The 19,471-nt window shown below is 61.4% G+C and carries 18 protein-coding genes, 1 pseudogene and 1 riboswitch; of the genes and pseudogenes, 10 read left to right on the top strand and 9 right to left on the bottom strand.

Annotated features, from left to right (window positions below; all coding sequences use genetic code 11):
- Positions 1–226: 226 nt before the first annotated feature.
- Together B3605_RS24060 and epmA are read right to left on the bottom strand one after the other, a co-directional pair.
- Complete coding sequence (locus B3605_RS24060; protein WP_112942668.1) at positions 227–1,282, bottom strand: lysine-2,3-aminomutase-like protein; 1,056 nt, start codon at positions 1,280–1,282, stop codon at positions 227–229.
- Complete coding sequence (gene epmA, locus B3605_RS24065) at positions 1,279–2,343, bottom strand: EF-P lysine aminoacylase EpmA (RefSeq protein WP_112942669.1); 1,065 nt, start codon at positions 2,341–2,343, stop codon at positions 1,279–1,281. The genes B3605_RS24060 and epmA overlap by 4 nt, the downstream gene beginning before the upstream one ends.
- Before the next feature lie 150 nt (positions 2,344–2,493).
- Between epmA and efp the strand changes: the two genes are divergently transcribed.
- From efp to B3605_RS24080, 3 genes are all read left to right on the top strand, one after another.
- Positions 2,494–3,063 carry an elongation factor P gene (efp, locus tag B3605_RS24070; RefSeq protein ID WP_018901872.1) on the top strand — a complete coding sequence of 190 codons (570 nt, stop codon included), beginning with the start codon at positions 2,494–2,496 and terminating at the stop codon, positions 3,061–3,063.
- 85 nt (positions 3,064–3,148) lie between these two features.
- Positions 3,149–3,538, top strand: coding sequence for a type II toxin-antitoxin system HigB family toxin (locus B3605_RS24075; RefSeq protein ID WP_296436512.1), 390 nt, complete (start codon positions 3,149–3,151; stop codon positions 3,536–3,538).
- A gap of 17 nt (positions 3,539–3,555) precedes the next feature.
- Positions 3,556–3,936 (top strand): helix-turn-helix domain-containing protein, encoded by a 381-nt coding sequence (locus B3605_RS24080; RefSeq protein WP_112942670.1) that lies wholly within the window; start codon positions 3,556–3,558, stop codon positions 3,934–3,936.
- Positions 3,937–4,029: 93 nt separating this feature from the next.
- On the opposite strand, the gene B3605_RS24085 is transcribed toward B3605_RS24080, so the two are convergent.
- The gene (locus B3605_RS24085) at positions 4,030–4,290 is read right to left on the bottom strand and encodes a YMGG-like glycine zipper-containing protein (RefSeq protein ID WP_018901871.1); all 261 of its coding nucleotides are present in this window, start codon (positions 4,288–4,290) and stop codon (positions 4,030–4,032) included.
- Between the two features lie 30 nt (positions 4,291–4,320).
- Positions 4,321–4,476, bottom strand: coding sequence for a DUF3309 family protein (locus B3605_RS24090; protein ID WP_081619995.1), 156 nt, complete (start codon positions 4,474–4,476; stop codon positions 4,321–4,323).
- 680 nt (positions 4,477–5,156) lie between these two features.
- On the opposite strand from B3605_RS24090, the gene B3605_RS24095 reads away from it, so the two are divergent.
- The 5 genes from B3605_RS24095 (at position 5,157) to B3605_RS24115 (ending at position 11,420) form a co-directional block, all read left to right on the top strand.
- Positions 5,157–8,267 (top strand): helicase-related protein, encoded by a 3,111-nt coding sequence (locus tag B3605_RS24095; protein ID WP_112942671.1) that lies wholly within the window; start codon positions 5,157–5,159, stop codon positions 8,265–8,267.
- A gap of 3 nt (positions 8,268–8,270) precedes the next feature.
- Positions 8,271–8,675: an RNA-binding S4 domain-containing protein gene (locus B3605_RS24100; RefSeq protein ID WP_018901869.1), complete on the top strand. Its 405-nt coding sequence runs from the start codon at positions 8,271–8,273 to the stop codon at positions 8,673–8,675.
- Between the two features lie 194 nt (positions 8,676–8,869).
- A complete protein-coding gene (gene fdxA, locus B3605_RS24105) occupies positions 8,870–9,208 on the top strand; it encodes a ferredoxin FdxA (protein ID WP_026283614.1) in 339 nt (112 codons plus the stop codon).
- A gap of 395 nt (positions 9,209–9,603) precedes the next feature.
- Positions 9,604–10,179, top strand: coding sequence for a CarD family transcriptional regulator (locus B3605_RS24110; RefSeq protein WP_018901867.1), 576 nt, complete (start codon positions 9,604–9,606; stop codon positions 10,177–10,179).
- Positions 10,180–10,559: 380 nt separating this feature from the next.
- Entirely contained in the window at positions 10,560–11,420 is an 861-nt protein-coding gene (locus B3605_RS24115; RefSeq protein ID WP_018901866.1) for an RNA polymerase factor sigma-32, read from the top strand.
- A gap of 63 nt (positions 11,421–11,483) precedes the next feature.
- Here B3605_RS24115 and B3605_RS24120 read toward each other — a convergent pair whose 3' ends face one another.
- From B3605_RS24120 to B3605_RS24140, 5 genes are all read right to left on the bottom strand, one after another.
- Entirely contained in the window at positions 11,484–13,028 is a 1,545-nt protein-coding gene (locus B3605_RS24120; protein ID WP_026283613.1) for a M48 family metalloprotease, read from the bottom strand.
- 241 nt (positions 13,029–13,269) lie between these two features.
- The gene (locus B3605_RS24125) at positions 13,270–13,986 is read right to left on the bottom strand and encodes an ATP-binding cassette domain-containing protein (RefSeq protein WP_112942672.1); all 717 of its coding nucleotides are present in this window, start codon (positions 13,984–13,986) and stop codon (positions 13,270–13,272) included.
- Positions 13,979–15,628 carry a thiamine/thiamine pyrophosphate ABC transporter permease ThiP gene (thiP, locus tag B3605_RS24130; protein ID WP_112972866.1) on the bottom strand — a complete coding sequence of 550 codons (1,650 nt, stop codon included), beginning with the start codon at positions 15,626–15,628 and terminating at the stop codon, positions 13,979–13,981. The genes B3605_RS24125 and thiP overlap by 8 nt, the downstream gene beginning before the upstream one ends.
- Positions 15,628–16,608 (bottom strand): thiamine ABC transporter substrate binding subunit, encoded by a 981-nt coding sequence (gene thiB, locus B3605_RS24135; protein ID WP_296436793.1) that lies wholly within the window; start codon positions 16,606–16,608, stop codon positions 15,628–15,630. Before thiB ends, thiP begins: the two co-directional genes overlap by 1 nt.
- 80 nt (positions 16,609–16,688) lie before the next feature.
- A riboswitch (TPP riboswitch) is annotated at positions 16,689–16,804 on the bottom strand.
- A 60-nt stretch (positions 16,805–16,864) separates the two neighbouring features.
- Positions 16,865–18,400 carry an MDR family MFS transporter gene (locus B3605_RS24140; protein ID WP_112942675.1) on the bottom strand — a complete coding sequence of 512 codons (1,536 nt, stop codon included), beginning with the start codon at positions 18,398–18,400 and terminating at the stop codon, positions 16,865–16,867.
- A 116-nt stretch (positions 18,401–18,516) separates the two neighbouring features.
- Between B3605_RS24140 and B3605_RS24145 the strand changes: the two genes are divergently transcribed.
- Positions 18,517–19,053, top strand: coding sequence for a MarR family winged helix-turn-helix transcriptional regulator (locus B3605_RS24145; RefSeq protein WP_112942676.1), 537 nt, complete (start codon positions 18,517–18,519; stop codon positions 19,051–19,053).
- An 82-nt stretch (positions 19,054–19,135) separates the two neighbouring features.
- A pseudogene (locus B3605_RS24150) lies at positions 19,136–19,441 on the top strand (OmpW/AlkL family protein); the annotation flags it as partial.
- Between the last annotated feature and the right edge of the window lie 30 nt (positions 19,442–19,471).

Genomic DNA, 19,471 nt, shown 5'->3' on the forward strand with positions numbered 1-19,471 from the left:
GGCGCTCATCGCCCTGTCATGGAGGTGCTTTTAAGGAGGAAAAACCAATATTCCGCTAAGGCATGTGGTTAAATCTGGCCCTGACGAAAAGCTAAGAATTTAGCGTCTTCGGCTGATCAGTAGAGATAAAGCAAATCGGATCATTGCTTTGCGGGAAAAGCTTAAACAACGCTTTGCTCGAGCAAGGATGACCGCAAGTGCTGAAATGAAACGAAGAACGGAACAGTTAACTCCCGCGCGGCGGGTAGATATGCTCTTGTCCGTTGTAGTCGGAAACCGAATAGCAACCCTCCGCGTTTCTGCGGATCGAGTTTTGGCCGATATCGGCTTTGCCATACCCGCCGGGAATGTCCAGAATATAGGTCGGCTGGCACAATCCAGAGATGCGGCCGCGCAATGAAGCGACGATCGCCTGCCCCTCTTCCACCGAGAGCCGGAAATGGCTGGTGCCCGGCGCCAGATCGGGGTGATGCAGATAATAGGGCTTCACCCGCGTCTCGACGAAGGCCTTCATCAGCTCCGCCAGAACACCGGGATCGTCATTGACGCCCTTGAGCAGAACCGACTGGCTGACCATCACGATGCCTGCATCGATGAGCCGGGCGCAGGCGGCGCGCGCCTCGGTCGTGAGTTCGCGCGGATGGTTGGCATGCAGCGCGACATAGGTGGTCTTGCCGCTCGCCTTCAACGCCTCGATCAGCGCCGCGTCGATCCTGTCAGGGTCGACGACCGGCACGCGGCTATGAAAGCGGACGATCTTGACGTGATCGATATCGGCGAGCTGTTCGAGGATATCCCGCAGTCGGCGCGGCGACAGCACCAGCGGATCGCCGCCGGTGAGGATGACTTCCCAGATCGCGTCATGGTTCCGGATATAATCGAAGGCTGCCGTCATCGCGGCCGGATCGAGCGTCCCCAACCCCTGCGGCCCCACCATCTCGCGGCGGAAACAGAAGCGGCAGTAGACGGGACAGACATGCACCGCCTTCAGAAGCACGCGATCGGGATAGCGGTGAACGATGCCCTCGACAGGGCTATGCGCGTGATCGCCGATCGGATCGGCCCGCTCTTCCGGCGTCATCATGAGCTCGGCGGCATCGGGCACGAACTGGCGCGCGATCGGGTCATTGGGGTCGTCATGGTCGATCAGCCGCGCCATCGCAGGCGTGACCGCGATCGCATAGCGCGCCGCGACAGCATCCAGCGCCTCGCGGTCGCGATCGGCGATGAGCCCGGCATTGGCGAGCTCGTCCACCGTCTTGATCGGCCGATTGATCGTCACTGCCCGTACTCCGCAACCGGCGCCCACAGCACCTGATCGATCCGCCGCGCACCCGTCGCCAGCATCACCAGCCGGTCGAAGCCGAGCGCGATGCCGCTTGCATCGGGCATGATCGCCAACGCATCGAGCAGATCATCGTCGATCGGATAGGTCTCGCCGTAGATGCGCTTCTTCTCCGCCATCTCGATCTCGAAACGGCGGCGCTGCTCGACGGGATCGGTCAGCTCGCCGAAGCCGTTCGCCAGCTCGACGCCGCAGGCATAGACCTCGAAGCGCTCGGCCACACGGGGATCGGCGGCCGATGGTCGCGCGAGTGCTGCTTCGCAGACCGGATATTCATCGAGGATCGTCACACGCCCCATGCCAAGATGCGGCTCGACCTTCTCCACCAACACGCGGCTGAAGAGATCGGCCCACTGGTCGTCTTCGGCGACGCGCATGCCGTTGCGCCGCATCTCGGCCGCCAGATGCTCGCGGTCCGTCGAGCCATCGGCACTGACCGAGGCCAGAAGATCGATATTGGCGTGACGGTGGAACGCCTCGGCGACGCTCACACGCTCCGGGCCGGCAAAGGGATCGCAATTAGTCTCGCGATAACTCAGCATTGTCGTCTGCATCGTCTCGGCCGCAAGTGCCACGATGCGCACACAGTCCATCATCAGGCTCTCGTAGCTCTCGCCGGTGCGATACCATTCGAGCATGGTGAACTCGGGATGATGCAGCGGTCCGCGCTCGCGGTTACGATAGACATGCGCGAAGCAGGCAATGCGCTCCTCCCCGGCGGCAAGCAGCTTCTTGCACGCGAACTCTGGCGAAGTGTGCAGATAAAAGGGTGCCGCCTGCCCGTCCGTGGTCAAAGCTTCGGTGGCAAACGCATGCAGATGCGCCTCGTTTCCGGGCGACACCTGCAGTGTCGCCGTATCCACCTCGATGAAGTCCTCTCGAGCGAAATAGCCGCGCAGAGCCGCCTGAATCCGGTTGCGTCCGATCAGGAACGGCCGGCGGTCGGCATGCACACTGGGCGTCCACCAGGGCGACGCTTTGGCGATCGAGGGTTTCATCGAATGCTGTCCTGACCGGATCAACCAACGCAAGGGCTGGCTATTTGCCGGATTTTAGGTTAGTTGCGCCCCAAAGAACACCTGATTGCGTCTCCGGGGCCATTTCGACAGTCCTCTACGACGCCAAAAGCCGAGTTACAAGGAACTCTTATGGTCAAGGTCATCGCCTCTTCCGTCCGCAAGGGCAACGTCCTCGATGTGGACGGCAAGCTCTACGTCGTTCTGACGGCCAACAACTTCCACCCGGGCAAGGGCACGCCGGTCACCCAGGTTGACATGCGTCGCATCGTCGACGGCGTGAAGGTCTCCGAGCGCTGGCGCACGACCGAGCAGGTCGAGCGCGCCTTCGTGGAAGACGTCAACCACCAGTTCCTCTACGAGGACGGCGAAGGCTTCCACTTCATGAACCCGGAATCCTATGACCAGGTCGTCGTCGACGTCGAAACCATGGGCGACCAGAAGGCCTACCTGCAGGAAGGCATGGTCTGCATCCTGTCCATGCACGAAGGTGTCGCACTCGCCCTGCAGCTGCCGCGCCATGTGACGCTTGAGATCACCGAGACCGAGCCGGTCGTCAAGGGCCAGACGGCATCGTCTTCCTACAAGCCGGCTATGCTCTCCAACGGCGTCCGCACCTCGGTTCCCCCGCACATCGACGCCGGCACCCGCGTCGTCATCGCGACGGAAGACAACTCCTACGTCGAGCGCGCCAAGAACTAATCCGGCGCCAGACTGAAGATTCAAAGGCCGTATCGCTCCCGCGATGCGGCCTTTTTCTTTGGCGTGCGATGCAGATTGTGATCTGTTGAGCTATAGACAGAGTTCCCAATTTGGAAACATTTTACTTGTTTCCAAATTGGGAACAAGCTATGTAGGAGGGAAAGTGAACGTTATCGCTAAGTCCGCCTTGGTCAATTTCTGGAATAGCCTGCCGAAAGGCGCGCCGAGACAAACCGCCGAAGCTGCGATGACCGAGTGGTACACGGCAGCGTCCAAGGCAAATTGGAGCAACTTCGGCGAACTGAAGAAGACGTTCAATTCCGCCGATATTGTTGCCGGCAACAAGGTCATTTTTGACGTCGGCGGCAACAAGTACCGAATAGTGGGCCTCGTCGCGTTTCGAACAAAACGGATTTTCGTACTGTTTGTCGGAACCCACGCCCAATATGACGCGATCGACGTGCATAAACTCTGACGTCAATGGAGATCGATATGCTCGACTTGAAGGCTTTTCGAACACTTCAGAACGAGGACGAATACAATGCCGCCTTGCAGGAAGTCAGGCCATATTTCGAAAACGAACCCGACGAAGGGTCCGATGCGGCGGCTCATTTCGATGCGCTCGTCTTGCTGATCGAGCAATATGAAGCCAAGCATTACCCGATACCGGTCGCGAGCCCAGTCGAGGTGATTAAATCGGTGATGGCGGCCAACAATTACAGCCGTGCCGATCTGGTGGCCGTGATTGGCTCCAAGGCTAGAGCGGCCGATCTTCTGAATGGCAAGCGGGAAATCAATCTCGACCAGATCAGAAAGCTTAGCAGGGAATGGAATATTCCCGCGAGCGCGCTCATCGGCGAAATCGCCGTTTGAGCGATCAGGCGCTAATATCGCCATAAACAAAAAAGGCGCCGGAAAACCGACGCCTTTTCTTATCCGTAGACCTGATCGCTCAGGCCAAAGCCATTAGCGCGGGCAACGTGCTTCGTAGCGGCGGCCGTAGCGGTCGCGGTAGACGCAGTAGCCGCGGCGTTCGACCGACTGGCCGATGAGTGCGCCGGCGAGACCACCGGCAACGGCGCCAACGGCCGCACCACCCCAGCTGTGGCTGACCGCGCCACCGATGACAGCACCGGTGCCGGCGCCGATCGCAGTGCCTTGTTCCGTCGCCGTGCAGGATGCGAGCGCGCCGACCAGGGCGCCGATGAGTACAATCTTCTTCATCATGATGACATTTCTCCCAGGTTTTTCGGGCGCTTAGATACGGCCCATGAGTACAAGAATGATAATAATGACGAGAACTAGGCCCAAACCGCCAGAAGGTCCATAGCCCCAGCTGCGACTATAGCCCCAATTCGGCAGAGCTCCGAGCAAAAGCAGAATAAGGATAATGAGTAGTATGGTTCCAAGCATATCCCGTGACCTCAGCGCATTTCGAGTTTGAATGAGCGAGAAACACGTAAGCCGGCTTTTGGTTCCGCCGATTTTTTCCAACAGGACAATATTTTTCAGCAGGTAAGCCGACGTCACCTGGCATCCTCGCGCTGACGCCTAGCAGGCGCGGCGCCAAAAGCGCATTTGCGCCTATGGTTAAAATTTCCATAAAATACAATAGGTTGTCGTGAACAAACCGGGAAGTCGGCAAAGTCGCTGATTCGTCTGCCCTTTGTTCCGGATTTGATCGAGCTCGCTTCGAAACGGATTTTTTACATTTCGGGCGGAACCGAAGTCACGGCTGAGCGTCCCTTCCTTATCCGCCGAACAAAAACGCCTATACACGCCAAGCGAGAATCTTTCGATTCAGCATCTGGTGGGAAAAAGTGATTCAAAATCAATACTTAGCAGTGAACAAACCCTGAATCACCAAGAGTCAGCGATTCGTCTCCGATTCGTTCTACTGCTGTTCCGAATCGCTATGCGAGCATTCCACAAGCTATTCGCGAGAGCTAAAATCCGCCGGTGAAATTGAAATCAGCCCTTGCGTTTGCGCCAGCGGCTGTCCATTTGTTTGTCTGCTTCGGATCAGGAGCTTGGTTTTACCCCCGGGGCACCCCCGCCCCGTCTGCAGGACAAAGACACTGACATCGCAGCCGATGATACTGAGTGGGCGCGGCGTAACCGCGGTGCTCGGTCCAACCAATACAGGCAAGACCCATTATGCCATCGAGCGGATGGTTGCCCACGGCACCGGCATCATCGGCCTGCCGCTGCGCCTGCTGGCGCGCGAGGTCTATACGCGTGTCTGCGAAAAGGTTGGCGTTCACAACGTCGCCCTGGTGACCGGCGAGGAGAAAATCTCGCCGCCGAATGCGCGCTACTCGGTCTGCACCGTCGAAGCCATGCCGCGCGAAACCAAGGCCGCCTTCGTCGCCATCGACGAAGTGCAGCTCGCGGGCGATCTTGAGCGCGGCCACATCTTCACCGACCGTATCCTGCATCTGCGCGGTCGCGACGAGACGCTGCTGCTCGGCGCCGGCACCATGCGGCCGATCCTCCAGCATCTGCTTCCCGGCATCACCGTCGTCGAGCGCCCGCGCCTGTCGCACCTGCTTTACGCCGGCCAGAAGAAGATTACCCGCCTGCCACAGCGCTCCGCCATCGTCGCCTTTTCGGCCGACGAGGTCTATGCGATCGCCGAGCTCATCCGCCGCCAGCGCGGTGGCGCAGCCGTCGTCCTCGGCGCGCTGAGCCCGCGCACCCGCAACGCCCAGGTGGCGCTCTACCAGGCAGGCGACGTTGAATATCTGGTGGCGACGGACGCGATCGGCATGGGGCTCAACCTCGATGTCGACCATGTCGCCTTCGCCCAGGACCGCAAGTTCGACGGCTACCAGTTTCGCAACCTCAATCCCGCCGAGCTTGCCCAGATCGCCGGTCGCGCCGGACGCCATCTGCGCGACGGTACCTTTGGCGTGACGGGCCATGTCGATCCGTTCGACGAGGAGCTGGTCGGCCGCATCGAGGGCCATCACTTCGACAACGTCAAGGTGCTGCAGTGGCGCACCACGGACCTCGATTTCAAGTCGATCCAGACGCTGCGCGCCAGTCTTGAAACCGGGCCGCGCGTGCCCGGCCTGACGCGCGCGCTGCCGGCCGTCGACCAGCAGGCGCTCGAGCAGCTTTCGCGCTATCCCGAGATTCGCGATCTGGCCGATAGCCCTGCAAGGGTCGAAAAGCTGTGGGAGGCCTGCGCGCTGCCGGATTATCGGCGCATTACGCCGGCCCAGCACGCCGATCTGATCGCGACCCTCTTTTCCGATCTCGTGCGCTATGGCACGGTAAATGAGAATTTCCTTGCCGAACAAGTGCACCGCGCGGATCGAACTGACGGTGAAATTGACACGCTTTCGGCGCGAATCGCGCAGATAAGGACGTGGACCTATGTATCGAATCGGCCCAGCTGGCTTGCCGATCCGACACACTGGCAGGAAAAGACGCGGGAAATCGAAGATCGATTGTCCGATGCGTTACATGAAAGGTTGACGAAACGCTTTGTTGATCGCAGGACATCTGTGCTCATGAAGCGCCTGAGAGAGAATGCGATGCTGGAAGCTGAAATCAGTGTAAATGGCGATGTCTTCGTAGAAGGACATCATGTAGGGCAGTTGTCGGGTTTCCGGTTCACGCCTGTATCGGGAGCGGATGGTCCGGACGCGAAAGCTGTCCAGGCTGCTTCGCAAAAGGCGCTTGCTTTGGAATTCGAAGCCCGCGCAGCGCGTATTCACGCGTCCGGCAACGGCGATCTGGCGATCGGTTCCGACGGCTCGATCCGTTGGCTCGGCGATCCCGTGGCACGTCTGGCCGGGACCGAGCACATCATGCGTCCGCGCTTGATCCTGCTTGCCGACGAGCAGCTGACCGGCAACGCGCGCGACCACGTCGCCGCCCGCTTGGAGCGCTTCGTCAATCACCACATCTCGACCGTGCTGAAGCCGCTCGACGATCTGTCGCGCGCCGAAGACCTGCAGGGCCTTGCCAAGGGTCTCGCGTTCCAGCTGGTGGAAAATCTCGGCGTGCTCTTCCGTCGCGACGTGACTGAAGAGGTCAAGTCGCTGGATCAGGACGCGCGCGCCTCGATGCGTCGCTACGGCGTTCGCTTCGGCGCCTACCACATCTTCGTTCCAGCGCTCCTGAAGCCGGCTCCGGCCGAGCTCATCACGCTGCTCTGGGCGCTGAAGAACGACGGCCTCGACAAGCCGGGCTACGGCGACCTCATTCCGGTTCTGGCCGCCGGCCGTACCTCTGTCGTCACCGATCCGAGCTATGAGCGCAATTTCTACAAGCTGGCGGGCTTCCGCTTCCTTGGAAAGCGCGCCGTTCGCGTCGATATCCTCGAGCGCCTGGCCGACATCATCCGTCCGCTGCTGCAGTGGAAGCCGGGTCAGCCGAACCGCCCCGAGGGTGCCTATGACGGCCGCCGCTTCACCACGACGACCGCGATGCTCTCCATTCTCGGCGCTACGCTCGAGGACATGGAAGAGATCCTGAAGGGTCTCGGCTACCGCGCCGACGCCGTAAAGGCCGAGGAAGCAGCCACCTATCTGGCAGCACAGGACGCCGCCGCGACGCCTGCCGCAGCAGCTACGACGGAAGCAACCGCTGACGCCGCCGCTGAAACGGCCGAACACGACGACGCCGACAGCGCCTCTGCTGACGAAACGGCTGCGGAAGCACCGGCTGCCGAAGAACCCGCCGCTGAAGCACCAGTCGCTGAAGCAACCGCGACCGAGGCCTCTGCCGAAGCTGCGCCCGCAGCGGAAGCGCCGGCGGCCGAAGCCGAAGAGCCGAAGCCGGTTCTGCTCTGGCGCCTTGGCGGCCGCACTGACGGCAACCAGCGTCAGGCACGCGGCCATGGCGAACGCCGTGGCGGCGAACGCCAGGGCGAGCGTCAGGAGCGTGGCGAGCGTCAGGGTGATCGCCAGGATCGTGGCCACGGCCATCGTCGCCAGGGCGGCGAAGGCGAGAACCGCGACGGCAATCGCCAGAACCGTGGCAAGGACGGCGGCAAGCCGCACCAGGGCCGTAACGACCAGCGCGGCGACCGTCAGGATCGTGGCGGCAAGGGTCGCGACGACCGCAACAACAACCGTGGCGGCTCCCAGCCGCTGCGCTTCGAGGCAAAGCCCCCGCGCAAGGAAAAGCCGGTCGATCCGGATTCGCCCTTCGCCAAGCTCGCTGCCTTGAAGGAGCAGATGAAGAAGTAATCGATGAGCGAGAAGACACAGCCATCAAGCGGTTCGCGCCAGCGCATCGACAAGTGGCTGTTCTTCACGCGCATGATCAAGTCGCGCTCGCTGGCGCAGGCCCATGTCCAATCCGGGCATGTGCGCATCAACGGCGAGCGCGTTTCCCAGCCAAGCCACCAGATCAAGACCGGCGACAGGATCGAGCTCTCGCTCGACCGGCGCGAGTTTGTTCTGATCGTCAAATCCGGTGGCGCGCGGCGCGGCCCTTTCGAGGAGGCCCGCCTCCTCTACGACGACATCTCACCCTCCGCGCAAGACCGCAAGCAGCTGACACCCTACGAGCAGGCGACCCGCGATACGGGCGCTGGACGCCCGACCAAGAAAGAGCGCCGCGCAATCGACCGCCTGATGTCCGACGACGATTAGAAAATCCGTCTCCAAACTCGGCGCTTTCGCGCTTTCTTTATCCTTGAAATCCGGCACTAAAGCCGATACTTCACAAGCAACTTGCCGGATGGCGTGGCAGTTCCCAAGACTGGTCATGTCCGTCTCCGGCCAGGGGAAAGGCGCGACGTTCCAGGTTGCCCGGCCCCGTCTGCGTGAAAATCCTGGAGTTCTTCATGACCTATGTCGTGACCGACAACTGCATTCGCTGCAAATATACCGATTGCGTTGAAGTCTGCCCCGTTGATTGCTTCTATGAAGGCGAGAATTTCCTCGCGATCAATCCTGACGAATGCATCGACTGCGGCGTCTGCGAGCCGGAATGTCCCGCCGAGGCGATCAAGCCGGATACCGAACCGGGCCTCGACAAGTGGCTGAAGATCAATGCCGAGTTCGCCAGCATCTGGCCCAACATCACCGTCAAGAAGGACGCGATGGATGGTGCCAAGGACGTGGATGGCGAGACCGGAAAGTTCGAGAAATACTTCTCGGAAAAGCCCGGCGCCGGCGATTGATCGCCCGTTGATACTATAGTCTGAGACAGGGACGGAATCTGCCCAATCTCACGGCGGATATGCATGACTTATGGGGGCGACATGTGTTGCCCGCATGACTCATACGCAGTAAATTATTGATTTCCTCATATTTTTGTGGTAACTTTCACACACTGTTCCTTTTGCGGCATCAAGGATGCCCCAAACCACCACGAAAGCAAACAAATCCAAGCGCGATTTCCGTGACATATCATGATCTTGAGCTGTCACGCCCCAAGATTGCGTGTCTGAATATGCTTGCTTCTTCCCGGTGGGACCAGAAGTAAAGTCACCCGACGGATCCGACCGTCTCATCCGGGCCTGACTGACCCGGCTCCGGCCTTGGCCGGAAGCGTAACAGGGAGTTTTTGACAAGAATGACGATCCAGCAGAAAAAGCCTTCAGCAGCCCGCCATGGTTTCAAGACCGGTGAATCGATCGTGTACCCCGCTCATGGCGTCGGTACCATCAGCGCCATCGAAGAGCAAGAAGTTGCCGGGATGAAGCTCGAACTTTTCGTTATCGATTTCGAGAAGGACAAGATGCGCCTGAAAGTGCCGGTCGCAAAGGCCATGAGCATTGGCATGCGCAAGCTTTCCGAGACGGATTTCGTCGAGCGTGCTTTGAAGGTCGTGCAGGGCAAGGCGCGCGTCAAGCGCACCATGTGGTCCCGTCGCGCGCAGGAATACGATGCCAAGATCAACTCCGGCGACCTGATCTCGATCGCTGAAGTCGTTCGCGACCTTTATCGTGCCGAAAACCAGCCGGAGCAGTCCTATTCCGAACGCCAGCTTTACGAAGCAGCGCTTGACCGCATGGCGCGCGAAATCGCCGCCGTCAACAAGCTCTCGGAAACCGAAGCCGTCCGCCTCGTCGAGACGAACCTGAACAAGGGTCCGAAGCGCGGCAAGGCTGTGGAAGAAGATGAAGCAGAAGAGGAAGAAGCAGCCTGATCTCAGGCGTTCTTCTCACCAAAAAACCCGGCCATCGTGCCGGGTTTTTTTATTGGAACCTTTTCCAAAGTCGCGCGTTTACACACTGTCACCACGGACTTCCGGGAGAAAGCAATTTCGCTGGAGGTCCGGTTTTCATGTCAGGATGCGACGAGGAGCGGATCATGCCTTCCACAAATTGCCGATTTGGCAACGTGAAGAAAACGGTCTGGGCTCGCGGCATAACCAGCACATAGCAGTAACTAGGGCCTCTCTCTGAGACGTCCAGAGTTAGAGGCCTTCATATCTTCCAGCCATGAATTTGATCCGGTCCGTAACGTCCGGAAGCAAGCTTTGTTTGCCCTTTTTCAGGGCTAAAAGTCTGAACTCAGGAGACCGATATGAAGAACATGTCTGCAGACCGGCGCATGATCAAGATCGCCATGGCGGCTCCCTATCTTGCCCGCGAGGAAGAACATGACCTCGCTGTCCGTTGGAAGCACAACGACGACCGCGGGGCACGCAACCAGATCGCAATGGCGCATATGCGCCTCGTCATTTCCATGGCCGCGAAATTCCGCAACTTCGGACTTCCCATGAGCGACCTTGTCCAGGAAGGCTATGTCGGCCTTCTGGAAGCAGCCGCCCGCTTCGAGCCGGAGCGCGATGTCCGCTTCTCCACCTATGCAAGCTGGTGGATCCGCGCCTCGATCCAGGATTACATTCTCCGCAACTGGTCGATCGTCCGCGGCGGCACCAGCTCGGCGCAGAAGGCGCTATTCTTCAATCTGCGCCGCCTGCGCGCCAAGCTCGCCAAGGGCGACACGCAGCTGACACTGCAGTCGATCCACCAGGAGATCGCCGCGGCACTCGGCGTCAGCCTCTCCGACGTCCAGACCATGGATGCCCGCCTATCCGGCAACGACGCCTCGCTGCAGGCACCTTCGGTGTCCGGCGATGCCGACAGCGCCGAAAAGATGGACTTCCTCGTCAGCAACGAACCGCTGCCGGATGAACAGGTCACAAACATGATCGACGGCGAACGCCGCCGGGTGTGGCTTGCTTCCGCGCTCACGCATCTCAACGAACGCGAGATGAAGATCATCAGCGCCCGCCGCCTTGCCGAAGATGGCGCAACGTTGGAAGAGCTCGGCGCCGACCTCGGCATCTCCAAGGAGCGCGTCCGCCAGATCGAAAGCCGCGCCATGGAAAAGCTCCGCACAGCGCTCGTCAGCGCCGACCCGTATATGGCCGCGCACTAACCCCGATTACTCCGAGATTACTCCCCAGTGATGCAACTGGCCCGGCGCAAGCCGGGCCTCTTTTTATTCCGAGATGATTTTGACGCGGTCGCCGGGTGCCACCGAGGCACCGGTCGGCAGGGCGTTGATCAGCTTGAACAGATCGAGCTTGCGATCCGTCCCCATCATCCGCGCCGCGAGCGTGGTGATGTTGTCGCCTGGCTGCACCGTCAGCACACGTACGCGAAGCGGCTTCAGCGACGCGGCCTCGGCCGGTGTCATGCGCCGGAAGCTGGAGCGCAGCACGTCGGCTGTCGATTGCAGCGCGGTGCTTCCCTTCGGCACGGCCGTAAGGAAGCGGAAGATCTGCGAATTGTTGCGCACGACGGTCACGTCGAAATCCCAGCGATCGGCGCTGGCGCGCGCGGTGGCGGCTTCCATGCCGTTGACGGTGATCTGCTGGATGGTCGACGGATCGAGCCCCGTGACCCAGCCGCTCGAGATGTAATTGGTCAGCGACTGGTTCTGGTTGTCCGCCACGCCGTCGAAGCGGATGGCGATGTCGCCGGGACCGGTCGCCATGACCGCCTCGACCTTGTTGTCGATCTTGAAGTCCGGCGGCACGTCGAAGCGAATGCCGAGACCACCATGCAGGAAGGTCTGGCCACGAACATAGCCCTCTTCCGGGCTGTCGCCGTAGAGCAGCCCATCAATGCCGTCGAGATAATATCCGCGTCCGGTATCGCCGACCTTGCCCTCCTGGCCGAAGGCACGGGCATGGTCGCGCGCAAGCTCGATGCGCTGCGCCGAGTTCGGGTGGCTCGAGAGGAAGTCCAGGCTCTGATCGGCATCGGGATCGACCGACATGAAGCGGCTGTAGCCGGCCATGGAATCCAGGAAACGGCTGGCCGCATAGGGATCATAGCCAGCTTCGCCGAGCATGCGGACGCCGATGACGTCTGCCTGCAATTCCTGCTGGCGCGAGAAGGCGGCAAGGCGCAGCTTGCCGCGCGCCAGCGCCTGCTTGCCGGCGATATCGCTGGACAGCACCTCCGCGACGACGCGGCTGGCGATCACTTCCGCCTCTTCGCGCTTCTGCCGCTCGATGCCGTGATTGGCGGTAACGTGGCCCATTTCGTGCGACAGCACGGCCGCCACTTCCGACGCATCGTTGGCAAGCGCCAGAAGACCGCGCGTGACATAGAGATAGCCGCCCGGCAGCGCGAATGCGTTGATCGCGGGCGAATTCAGGATGGTGATGCGATAGGACTGGCTCGGATTTTCCGACACCGCCGTCAGCGCGCCGGCAATGCGCGCCACCAGACGCTCGGTCTTGGCGTCCTTGTACTCGCCGCCATAGCTGGCCACGATGCGCGGATGCTCGCGCGCGCCCATGGCCGCACGCGGATCGTTCTTCTGCACTTCGTCGACGATCTGCGGATTGGACGAAGGGCCGACACTGGGCTGATAGGATTGTTCGAGCGCCGACTGACAGCCATAAAGCGCCACGGTGGAGGCGGACAGGATCGACGCCCGTCGCGCCCAGCGGCACGCTGCGAAGAACACATCACTGGAAGGCGCGGGCAGTTTCCACGTCGTCATGCGGTCCAGTCTGGCTCTCCGAGTCATCGCGCTTCTCGGCCGGCTCGCCGTCATGGCGCCCCGGTCGTCTTCATCAAGGTTCAACAGGCGTACGCCCCCGTTTCCGCAGTGCACAATCGAGGGCCCAAGTCTTTGCTTTAGCTGATTTCCGCACCGGTTGCATAGCGAGACTCTGCCTAAATATGGCGGCTTTATACTTTAGCAAGCCTAACGTGGTTAAGGAGTTCTCTGGGTCGCCGCAAATTATGGCGAAAGTGCCGTTGTCTTGTTAAGATTCGTCGATCCGCAGAAATTGCCGCAGCGCGGAATTGTTTTCGCCGGTCGAAAACCGCGTGATCGGCGCCGCCACCACGACCCTGCCCTGATCGATGAAAATCGCATAGTCGGCAATCCGCCTGATCTCGTCGGCGTCGTGCGACACGATCACGACCGTATTGCCGCTGTCGCGGTGCATGGCCAGAAGCAGCCCCGCCATGTCGCGCCGCAGGCTCGGATCGAGCGCGGCGAAGGGCTCGTCGAGCAAAAGGATGGGGCGCCGACGCACCAGCGCCCGGGCAAACGCCACCCTCTGCCGCTCGCCACCGGAAAGCGTCGCCGGCATCCGCTTTTCGAAGCCTGACAGCCCGACCTTCTCGAGCGCCGACGTGATGGCGCGCCGATCGGCATCGCCAAGTTTCAGGGCCGGATGAATGCCGAGCCCGATATTGGTGAAGACATCGAGATGGGCAAAGAGGTTGTTGTCCTGAAACACCAGAGACACGGGCCGCTCTGCCGGATGCTGATGGCCAACATCCTTTCCATCAAACAGGATCTGCCCCGTATCCGCCGTATCGAAACCGGCCAGCAGATTGAGGAAAGTGGATTTCCCCGCGCCCGACGCACCTGTGACGCCGATGACGGCGCCCTCAGGCAGCGCGCAATCGAACAGGAATGTATTCTGGCCAAGCCGCAGAGCCACGCCGCGCATCTCGATGGCATCAGTCATGCGATAGCGCCTCCCGCTTCGGTTCATCCGTCACGCCAGAGCCCATCGTGCCCGAAATCGTCAACAGCAGGCAGATCACGCCAAGGATCAGCGCCAGCCCATCCGCATCATTGGTGCGATAGCTCCCGAGACTGGAATAGACCAGCCATGGCAGCGTCACAAAACTATCCGAACCAAACAAGGCCACCGCACCGAGATCGCCCAGCGACAGCGCCATGGCAAAGGACAGCGCCGTCAGCACCGGCTTGCGCAAATCCGGCCACGAAATCAGCCGCAGCTTGGCGAGGCCGGAGATGCCGAGGCTGGCACTCAGCCGCTGCGTGCGGCGCTGGTGGATCGCATAGGCCGGCTCCAGCACCCTGACGACGAAGGGCATCGCCATTAGCGCATTGATGACGACGACAAGCACGGGCGCCACGACATTGACATCGCCGACATCACGCGCCGCCAGAAACCAACCCGTGGCGAGAACGATGGGCGGGAAGAGCAGCACGAGCGACGAGGCCGCACCCATGGCGGCGAAGAAGGACCGCGCGCCGCGTCGCGCTCTCTTCTCAAGCGAAAGTGTATGGCGCGCACGCACGAGCGGCATCGACAGGGCGAACGACAGCAAAGCCGACGAGAGCGCCATCACGCCACTGGTGGCGAGCGCGCGCCAGAAGATCGCTTCGCCGACGAGCTTCACCAGATCGGCGCGCAGGCCGGCAATGACGATGAAGAGCAACGGCAAGCCGAGAAACAGCACAGCCAGCATAAGAAGCGCGCGATCGGCGATCCATACACCAAACAGCGTGCCATCGGGCCGCCGGATCGTGCGGCCCGCCGTCAGCCCGGCATCTCCTGATGCCGGCAGCAGAGATAGAATGCCGAGCACCACCGCCGTCAACGCGATCTGCAGCAGGGACAAGCCCACCGCGCGGCCGGGATCGAAATCGAAGCGCAGCGACTGGTAGATCGCCACCTCGATCGTGGTCGCCGCCGGTCCGCCGCCGAGCATCAGCACCAGCGTGAAGCTGGTGGCGCAGAGCATGAAGATCAGCCCGGCCACGCCTGGTATGACCGAGCGCAGCACCGGCCACTCGATGAAGCGGAAGACGGAGACCGGCCGCATGCCGAGACCGCTCGCCACCAGCCAGTATTCGCCCGGCACCCGCTCCAGCGCCGCCAGCATCAGCCGGCAGGCGAGCGGCAGGTTGAAGAACACATGCGCGAGCAGAATGCCCGACAGCCCATAGATGCTGACGGGTTGATCGATACCCGTCCACGAGAGCATCGTGTTGACGACACCCTGCCGGCCCCAGATGCCGATCAGCCCGAGCGCGCCGATCAGCACCGGCAGCCCCATCGGCACCGCCATCAGCCGGATGATCCAGATGCGGCCGACAAATCGCGACTGCCGTGCCAGCGCACGTGCGATCGGGATGGCCAGCACGACAGACAGCAGCGTCGAAAGCGCTGCCTGCAGAAGCGTGAAGCGCAGAACGCGCAGGATGTATGGATCGGAAACGATCGATCCGACAGGCATGCCGTCGGTGGAGATCAGCAGGGATAGCGTCGCGACCGTCACGAAGACGAGGATGCCGGCGAGGCTGAGCGCCCCGCCGGCCAGCGCATATCGTCTTTCGGACGGCGCAAGAAGCATCAGTTCATGCTCATGGCGGCCAGCCACTCGTCGATCCAGGCCTTGCGGTTCTTGGCAACCTCATCCGAGCTCATCAGGAAGGTCTTCGACGGGTTCACGAGCTTGCCGAAAGCATCCGGCAGCGGCTCCGAGGTCTTGGAGACAGGCATCATCCAGTTGTTGGTCGGGATCGTGTCCTGGAAGCCTGGGGTGACCATGAACTTCAGGAAGTCCTGCGCCAGCGCCTTGTCCGGCGCGTTCTTTAGGAGGCCGGCAACCTCGATCTGGATGTAGTGTCCCTCGGAGAATGCCGCTGCCTGGTAGCGATCGGTGTTTTCCGAAACCATGTGATAGGCGGGCGACGTCGTATAGGAGAGCACCATCGGCGCCTCGCCCTTGGTGAACAGGCCATAGGCCTCCGACCAGCCGGGCGTCACCGTCAGCACGCGCTTCTTGAGCTTGGCCCAGGCTTCCGGCGCCTGGTCGCCATAGACCGATTTTACCCAAAGAAGCAGGCCGAGGCCCGGCGTCGAGGTACGGGGGTCCTCGATGACGATCTTCTGTGCGGGATCGCCATCGACCAACTCCTTCAGGCTCGCCGGCGGCGTCTTGATCGTCTGCGTGTCGTAGATCACGGCGAAATGGCCGTAGTCATAAGGCACGAAGACATCATCCTTGAAGCCGCCGGGGACCTGCAGCGCGCCGGTATCGACGCCGCTGGCATCGAACAGGCCGGTGGCCTTGGCTTCGGTGATGAGGTTTGTGTCGAGGCCGAGCACGACATCCGCCTTGGTGCCTGATCCCTCGAGCTTCAGACGCGACAACAGCGCCACGCCATCGGCAACGCTGACGAAGTTGACCGTGCAGCCGCAAGTCTTCTCGAACGCCGCCTTCACCTTCGGGCCCGGACCCCATTCGGAGGTGAAGCTTTCATAGGTGTAGATGGTGAGCGCCTTGTCGGCGGCCTGTGCTGCCGTTGCCGAAAAGCCCGCCAACAGCATGGCAGCGCCGAGCGCATAGGTCTTGAAATGGGTCATGACACCTCTCCTCTAGGTTCAATGAAGGGGAAAAGGGCGGTGCCTGGTGTCACGCGTCTAATCCCTCCGCCGGTGTTAGCCGGATCAGGTTCCGCGGGTTGGCTTTTGCAAGCCTCTCAGCCAAGCATCCTGAAGATACGAGGCACCCCGTTAGAGCGTCGCAAGGTGTATATCCGTAGCCGGCGTCTGGCAAGAGCGGACGTCGGCCCGGGTTCGTTGGCTATTCGGCGGCCTCGGCGGCCGCTTTCGCGGGCGCCGTGCCGCCTGTGCGCGGCAATTGCACCGGCTTCAGCATGAGGGCCGCGAGCAGACCGATGAAGGCAATGAGACACGAGGTCAGGAACAATGGCACGAAGGCGCTGGCATAGGCATCCGCCACCGCCTGACGCGCCGCCTCCGGCAATGCCGCCATCATCTTAGGCGTCAACTGCTCGATATTCTCGACGCCGGGGATCGATAGACCCGTACGGCCGAGCTGCGTGCCGATGATGGCGCCGTAGATGGAGATCGCGATCGAGGCTCCGCCCATGCGCGACAGCGTTACCGATCCGGTCGCCGCGCCGACATCGCGGGCGGGCGCCGCATTCTGCACGCCGATGATCGGCACCTGCTGCGCCAGACCGATACCGATGCCGTGCATCGCCATGATCGCGCCGATGATCAGCACCGGCGTTCCCGCATGCACCTGCGACAGCAGCACGAAGGCGACGGTGCTGACGGAGAGGCTAGCGATCGCGAACGGCTTGTAGCGCCCGGTCGCCGAGATGATCCGCCCGGCCGACAGCGAGCCGCATACGATGCCGCCGGTGAGCAGAATGAAGAGCGCGCCGGCCGCGGATGGCGAAAGTCCCGTCGTCGTCTGCAGGAACAGCGCGAAGTAATTGACCATGCCGATCCCGATCGCGCCGCTCATGACCGACATGACAAGCAGCAGGCCGAATGTCGGGTTACGAAACAGCGACAGCGGAACGATCGGCTCGGCAGCACGACGCTCCACCAGCACCCAGGCGATGGCGCAGACGATTCCGAGCGCGATGATCGCAAGATTGCCCGGCGCGACGAGCGAGCCGAAAAGCTGGCTGCCATCGGCGGCAAGCACGATGCAGCTGGTGGTCATCGCCAAGAGTAGCGCGCCGGCATAATCGATCTTCGGGCGGCGGTTCGGCTTGCGGTAGGGCAGCATGAAGGCCAGCCCGGCGATCACGATCGCGCCGATCGGCACGTTGACGAGAAAGATCGAACGCCAGCCGAACAGATCGCTCATCGCGCCGCCGAGGACAGGACCAATGGCGCCGGATGCCATCAGCACAAGGCTGGAATAGCTCTGGTATTTCGCCCGCTCGCGCGGCTCGAACAGATCGGCATTGACGGCGAAGATCGACACCATGATACCGCCGCCGCCGAGCCCCTGCAGCACGCGCGCCGCGATCAGCGTATCCATCGACACCGCCAGACCGCACAGCGTCGAGCCCACGGTAAAGATGATGATCGCCGCCATCATCACGTATTTGCGCCCGAAGAGATCACCGAGTTTGCCGTAGAGCGGCATGACGGCGCTGACGGCAAGGAGATAGGCCGAGCCGATCCAGCCGAAGCGCTCGATCTGGCCGAATTCACCGACGATGGTGGGAAGCGCGGTGGCCACGATCTGGTTGTCGAGCGTGGCCATGAAAAGGGCGGCCATCAGGAAAAGAAAGAGAATGAGCCGGCGACGGGGATCCGTGACCAGAGGCTGCGCGGCGACTTGCATGTTCATCGGGTGATCTTTCAGGGTTTCGTCGCATTTATGTGCTATCAGCATATAAATGTCAATGTCACATAAATGACAGCAGCATGTTTTCTTGCGCGACAGTTCCTGCTATCGTCCCGCGCATGAACGATACCGCAGAAGAAACCCGCGAGCCGGACGCCGCGATCGAGGACATCGTGCATATTGGGCAAAGCATGACCCGTATGCGGATGATAACGGGGCGGCGCCTCATCGCCCGCCTCGCCATCGCCAAGGTGGCGCCGGATATCGAGCTCTCGCATCTCGACGTGCTCGATGCCGTCATGCGCGCCTCCGAGCAGGGCGAGGTTACTGTCGGCACCATAGCCGAGGCCATGCGCATCGACCCCTCGCGCGCCAGCCGCATCGTCGCCGATATGGTGGGCAGAAACGTCCTGCAACGCGCCGCCTCGCAGCAGGATGCAAGGCGCATCCTCGTGGAGGTCACGCCTTTCGGCCAGCGGCTCCTGCAGGAACTGAAGGCCCAGAAGCTCGCCATCATCAAGGACGTGATCGCCGACTGGTCCGCGGAAGAGGCGGAAGCCTTCGCAGGGCTGTTCGACAAGTTCATGGGCGGATTCGAACGCGTGTTCGCCGTCAAGGACAAGAACCTGCCACCTGCGCCAAGCCTGTCAAAATAAGCGCACGAATTGATCTGAATCAATCTATTGATTGGCGTCATTTCCTAAAGCTCTGCTGGACGTAAAATTCAGGAGAGAATCAGTGAACCCCCGCCATTTCAAACTCAAAGCCATTTTTGCTGCCGCCGCTCTCGCCAGCGCCGCATTTCCGGCTATGTCCGCCGACCTGACCCAGCCGACCGCGGCACAGGAAGCGACACAGAGCCAGAGCCCCTGGATGATCCGCCTGCGCGCGCTCGGCGTCATCACCCAGGATTCCGGCTACGTTGGCGGCGTCGCGGGATCGGATCTCTCCTATTCGGACACCGTCATTCCTGAATTCGACGTCACCTACTTCTTCACCGACAACATTGCCGCCGAACTCATTCTCGGCACGACCTTCGCCAACGTCACCGGCGAAGGCTAGATCGGAAGAGCG

The sequence above is a fragment of the Rhizobium sp. UBA1881 genome, from assembly GCF_002338015.1.
In the GTDB taxonomy this organism is placed as follows: Bacteria; Pseudomonadota; Alphaproteobacteria; order Rhizobiales; family Rhizobiaceae; genus Rhizobium.

Coding starts and splice junctions, on each gene's coding strand:
- epmA (WP_112942669.1), bottom strand. CDS start 2,343: ATGAAACCCTCGATCGCCAAAGCGTCGCCCTGGTGGACGCCCAGTGTG.
- efp (WP_018901872.1), top strand. CDS start 2,494: ATGGTCAAGGTCATCGCCTCTTCCGTCCGCAAGGGCAACGTCCTCGAT.
- B3605_RS24080 (WP_112942670.1), top strand. CDS start 3,556: ATGCTCGACTTGAAGGCTTTTCGAACACTTCAGAACGAGGACGAATAC.
- B3605_RS24085 (WP_018901871.1), bottom strand. CDS start 4,290: ATGATGAAGAAGATTGTACTCATCGGCGCCCTGGTCGGCGCGCTCGCA.
- B3605_RS24090 (WP_081619995.1), bottom strand. CDS start 4,476: ATGCTTGGAACCATACTACTCATTATCCTTATTCTGCTTTTGCTCGGA.
- B3605_RS24095 (WP_112942671.1), top strand. CDS start 5,157: ATGATACTGAGTGGGCGCGGCGTAACCGCGGTGCTCGGTCCAACCAAT.
- B3605_RS24100 (WP_018901869.1), top strand. CDS start 8,271: ATGAGCGAGAAGACACAGCCATCAAGCGGTTCGCGCCAGCGCATCGAC.
- fdxA (WP_026283614.1), top strand. CDS start 8,870: ATGACCTATGTCGTGACCGACAACTGCATTCGCTGCAAATATACCGAT.
- B3605_RS24110 (WP_018901867.1), top strand. CDS start 9,604: ATGACGATCCAGCAGAAAAAGCCTTCAGCAGCCCGCCATGGTTTCAAG.
- B3605_RS24115 (WP_018901866.1), top strand. CDS start 10,560: ATGAAGAACATGTCTGCAGACCGGCGCATGATCAAGATCGCCATGGCG.
- B3605_RS24120 (WP_026283613.1), bottom strand. CDS start 13,028: ATGACTCGGAGAGCCAGACTGGACCGCATGACGACGTGGAAACTGCCC.
- B3605_RS24125 (WP_112942672.1), bottom strand. CDS start 13,986: ATGACTGATGCCATCGAGATGCGCGGCGTGGCTCTGCGGCTTGGCCAG.
- thiP (WP_112972866.1), bottom strand. CDS start 15,628: ATGCTTCTTGCGCCGTCCGAAAGACGATATGCGCTGGCCGGCGGGGCG.
- thiB (WP_296436793.1), bottom strand. CDS start 16,608: ATGCTGTTGGCGGGCTTTTCGGCAACGGCAGCACAGGCCGCCGACAAG.
- B3605_RS24140 (WP_112942675.1), bottom strand. CDS start 18,400: ATGAACATGCAAGTCGCCGCGCAGCCTCTGGTCACGGATCCCCGTCGC.
- B3605_RS24145 (WP_112942676.1), top strand. CDS start 18,517: ATGAACGATACCGCAGAAGAAACCCGCGAGCCGGACGCCGCGATCGAG.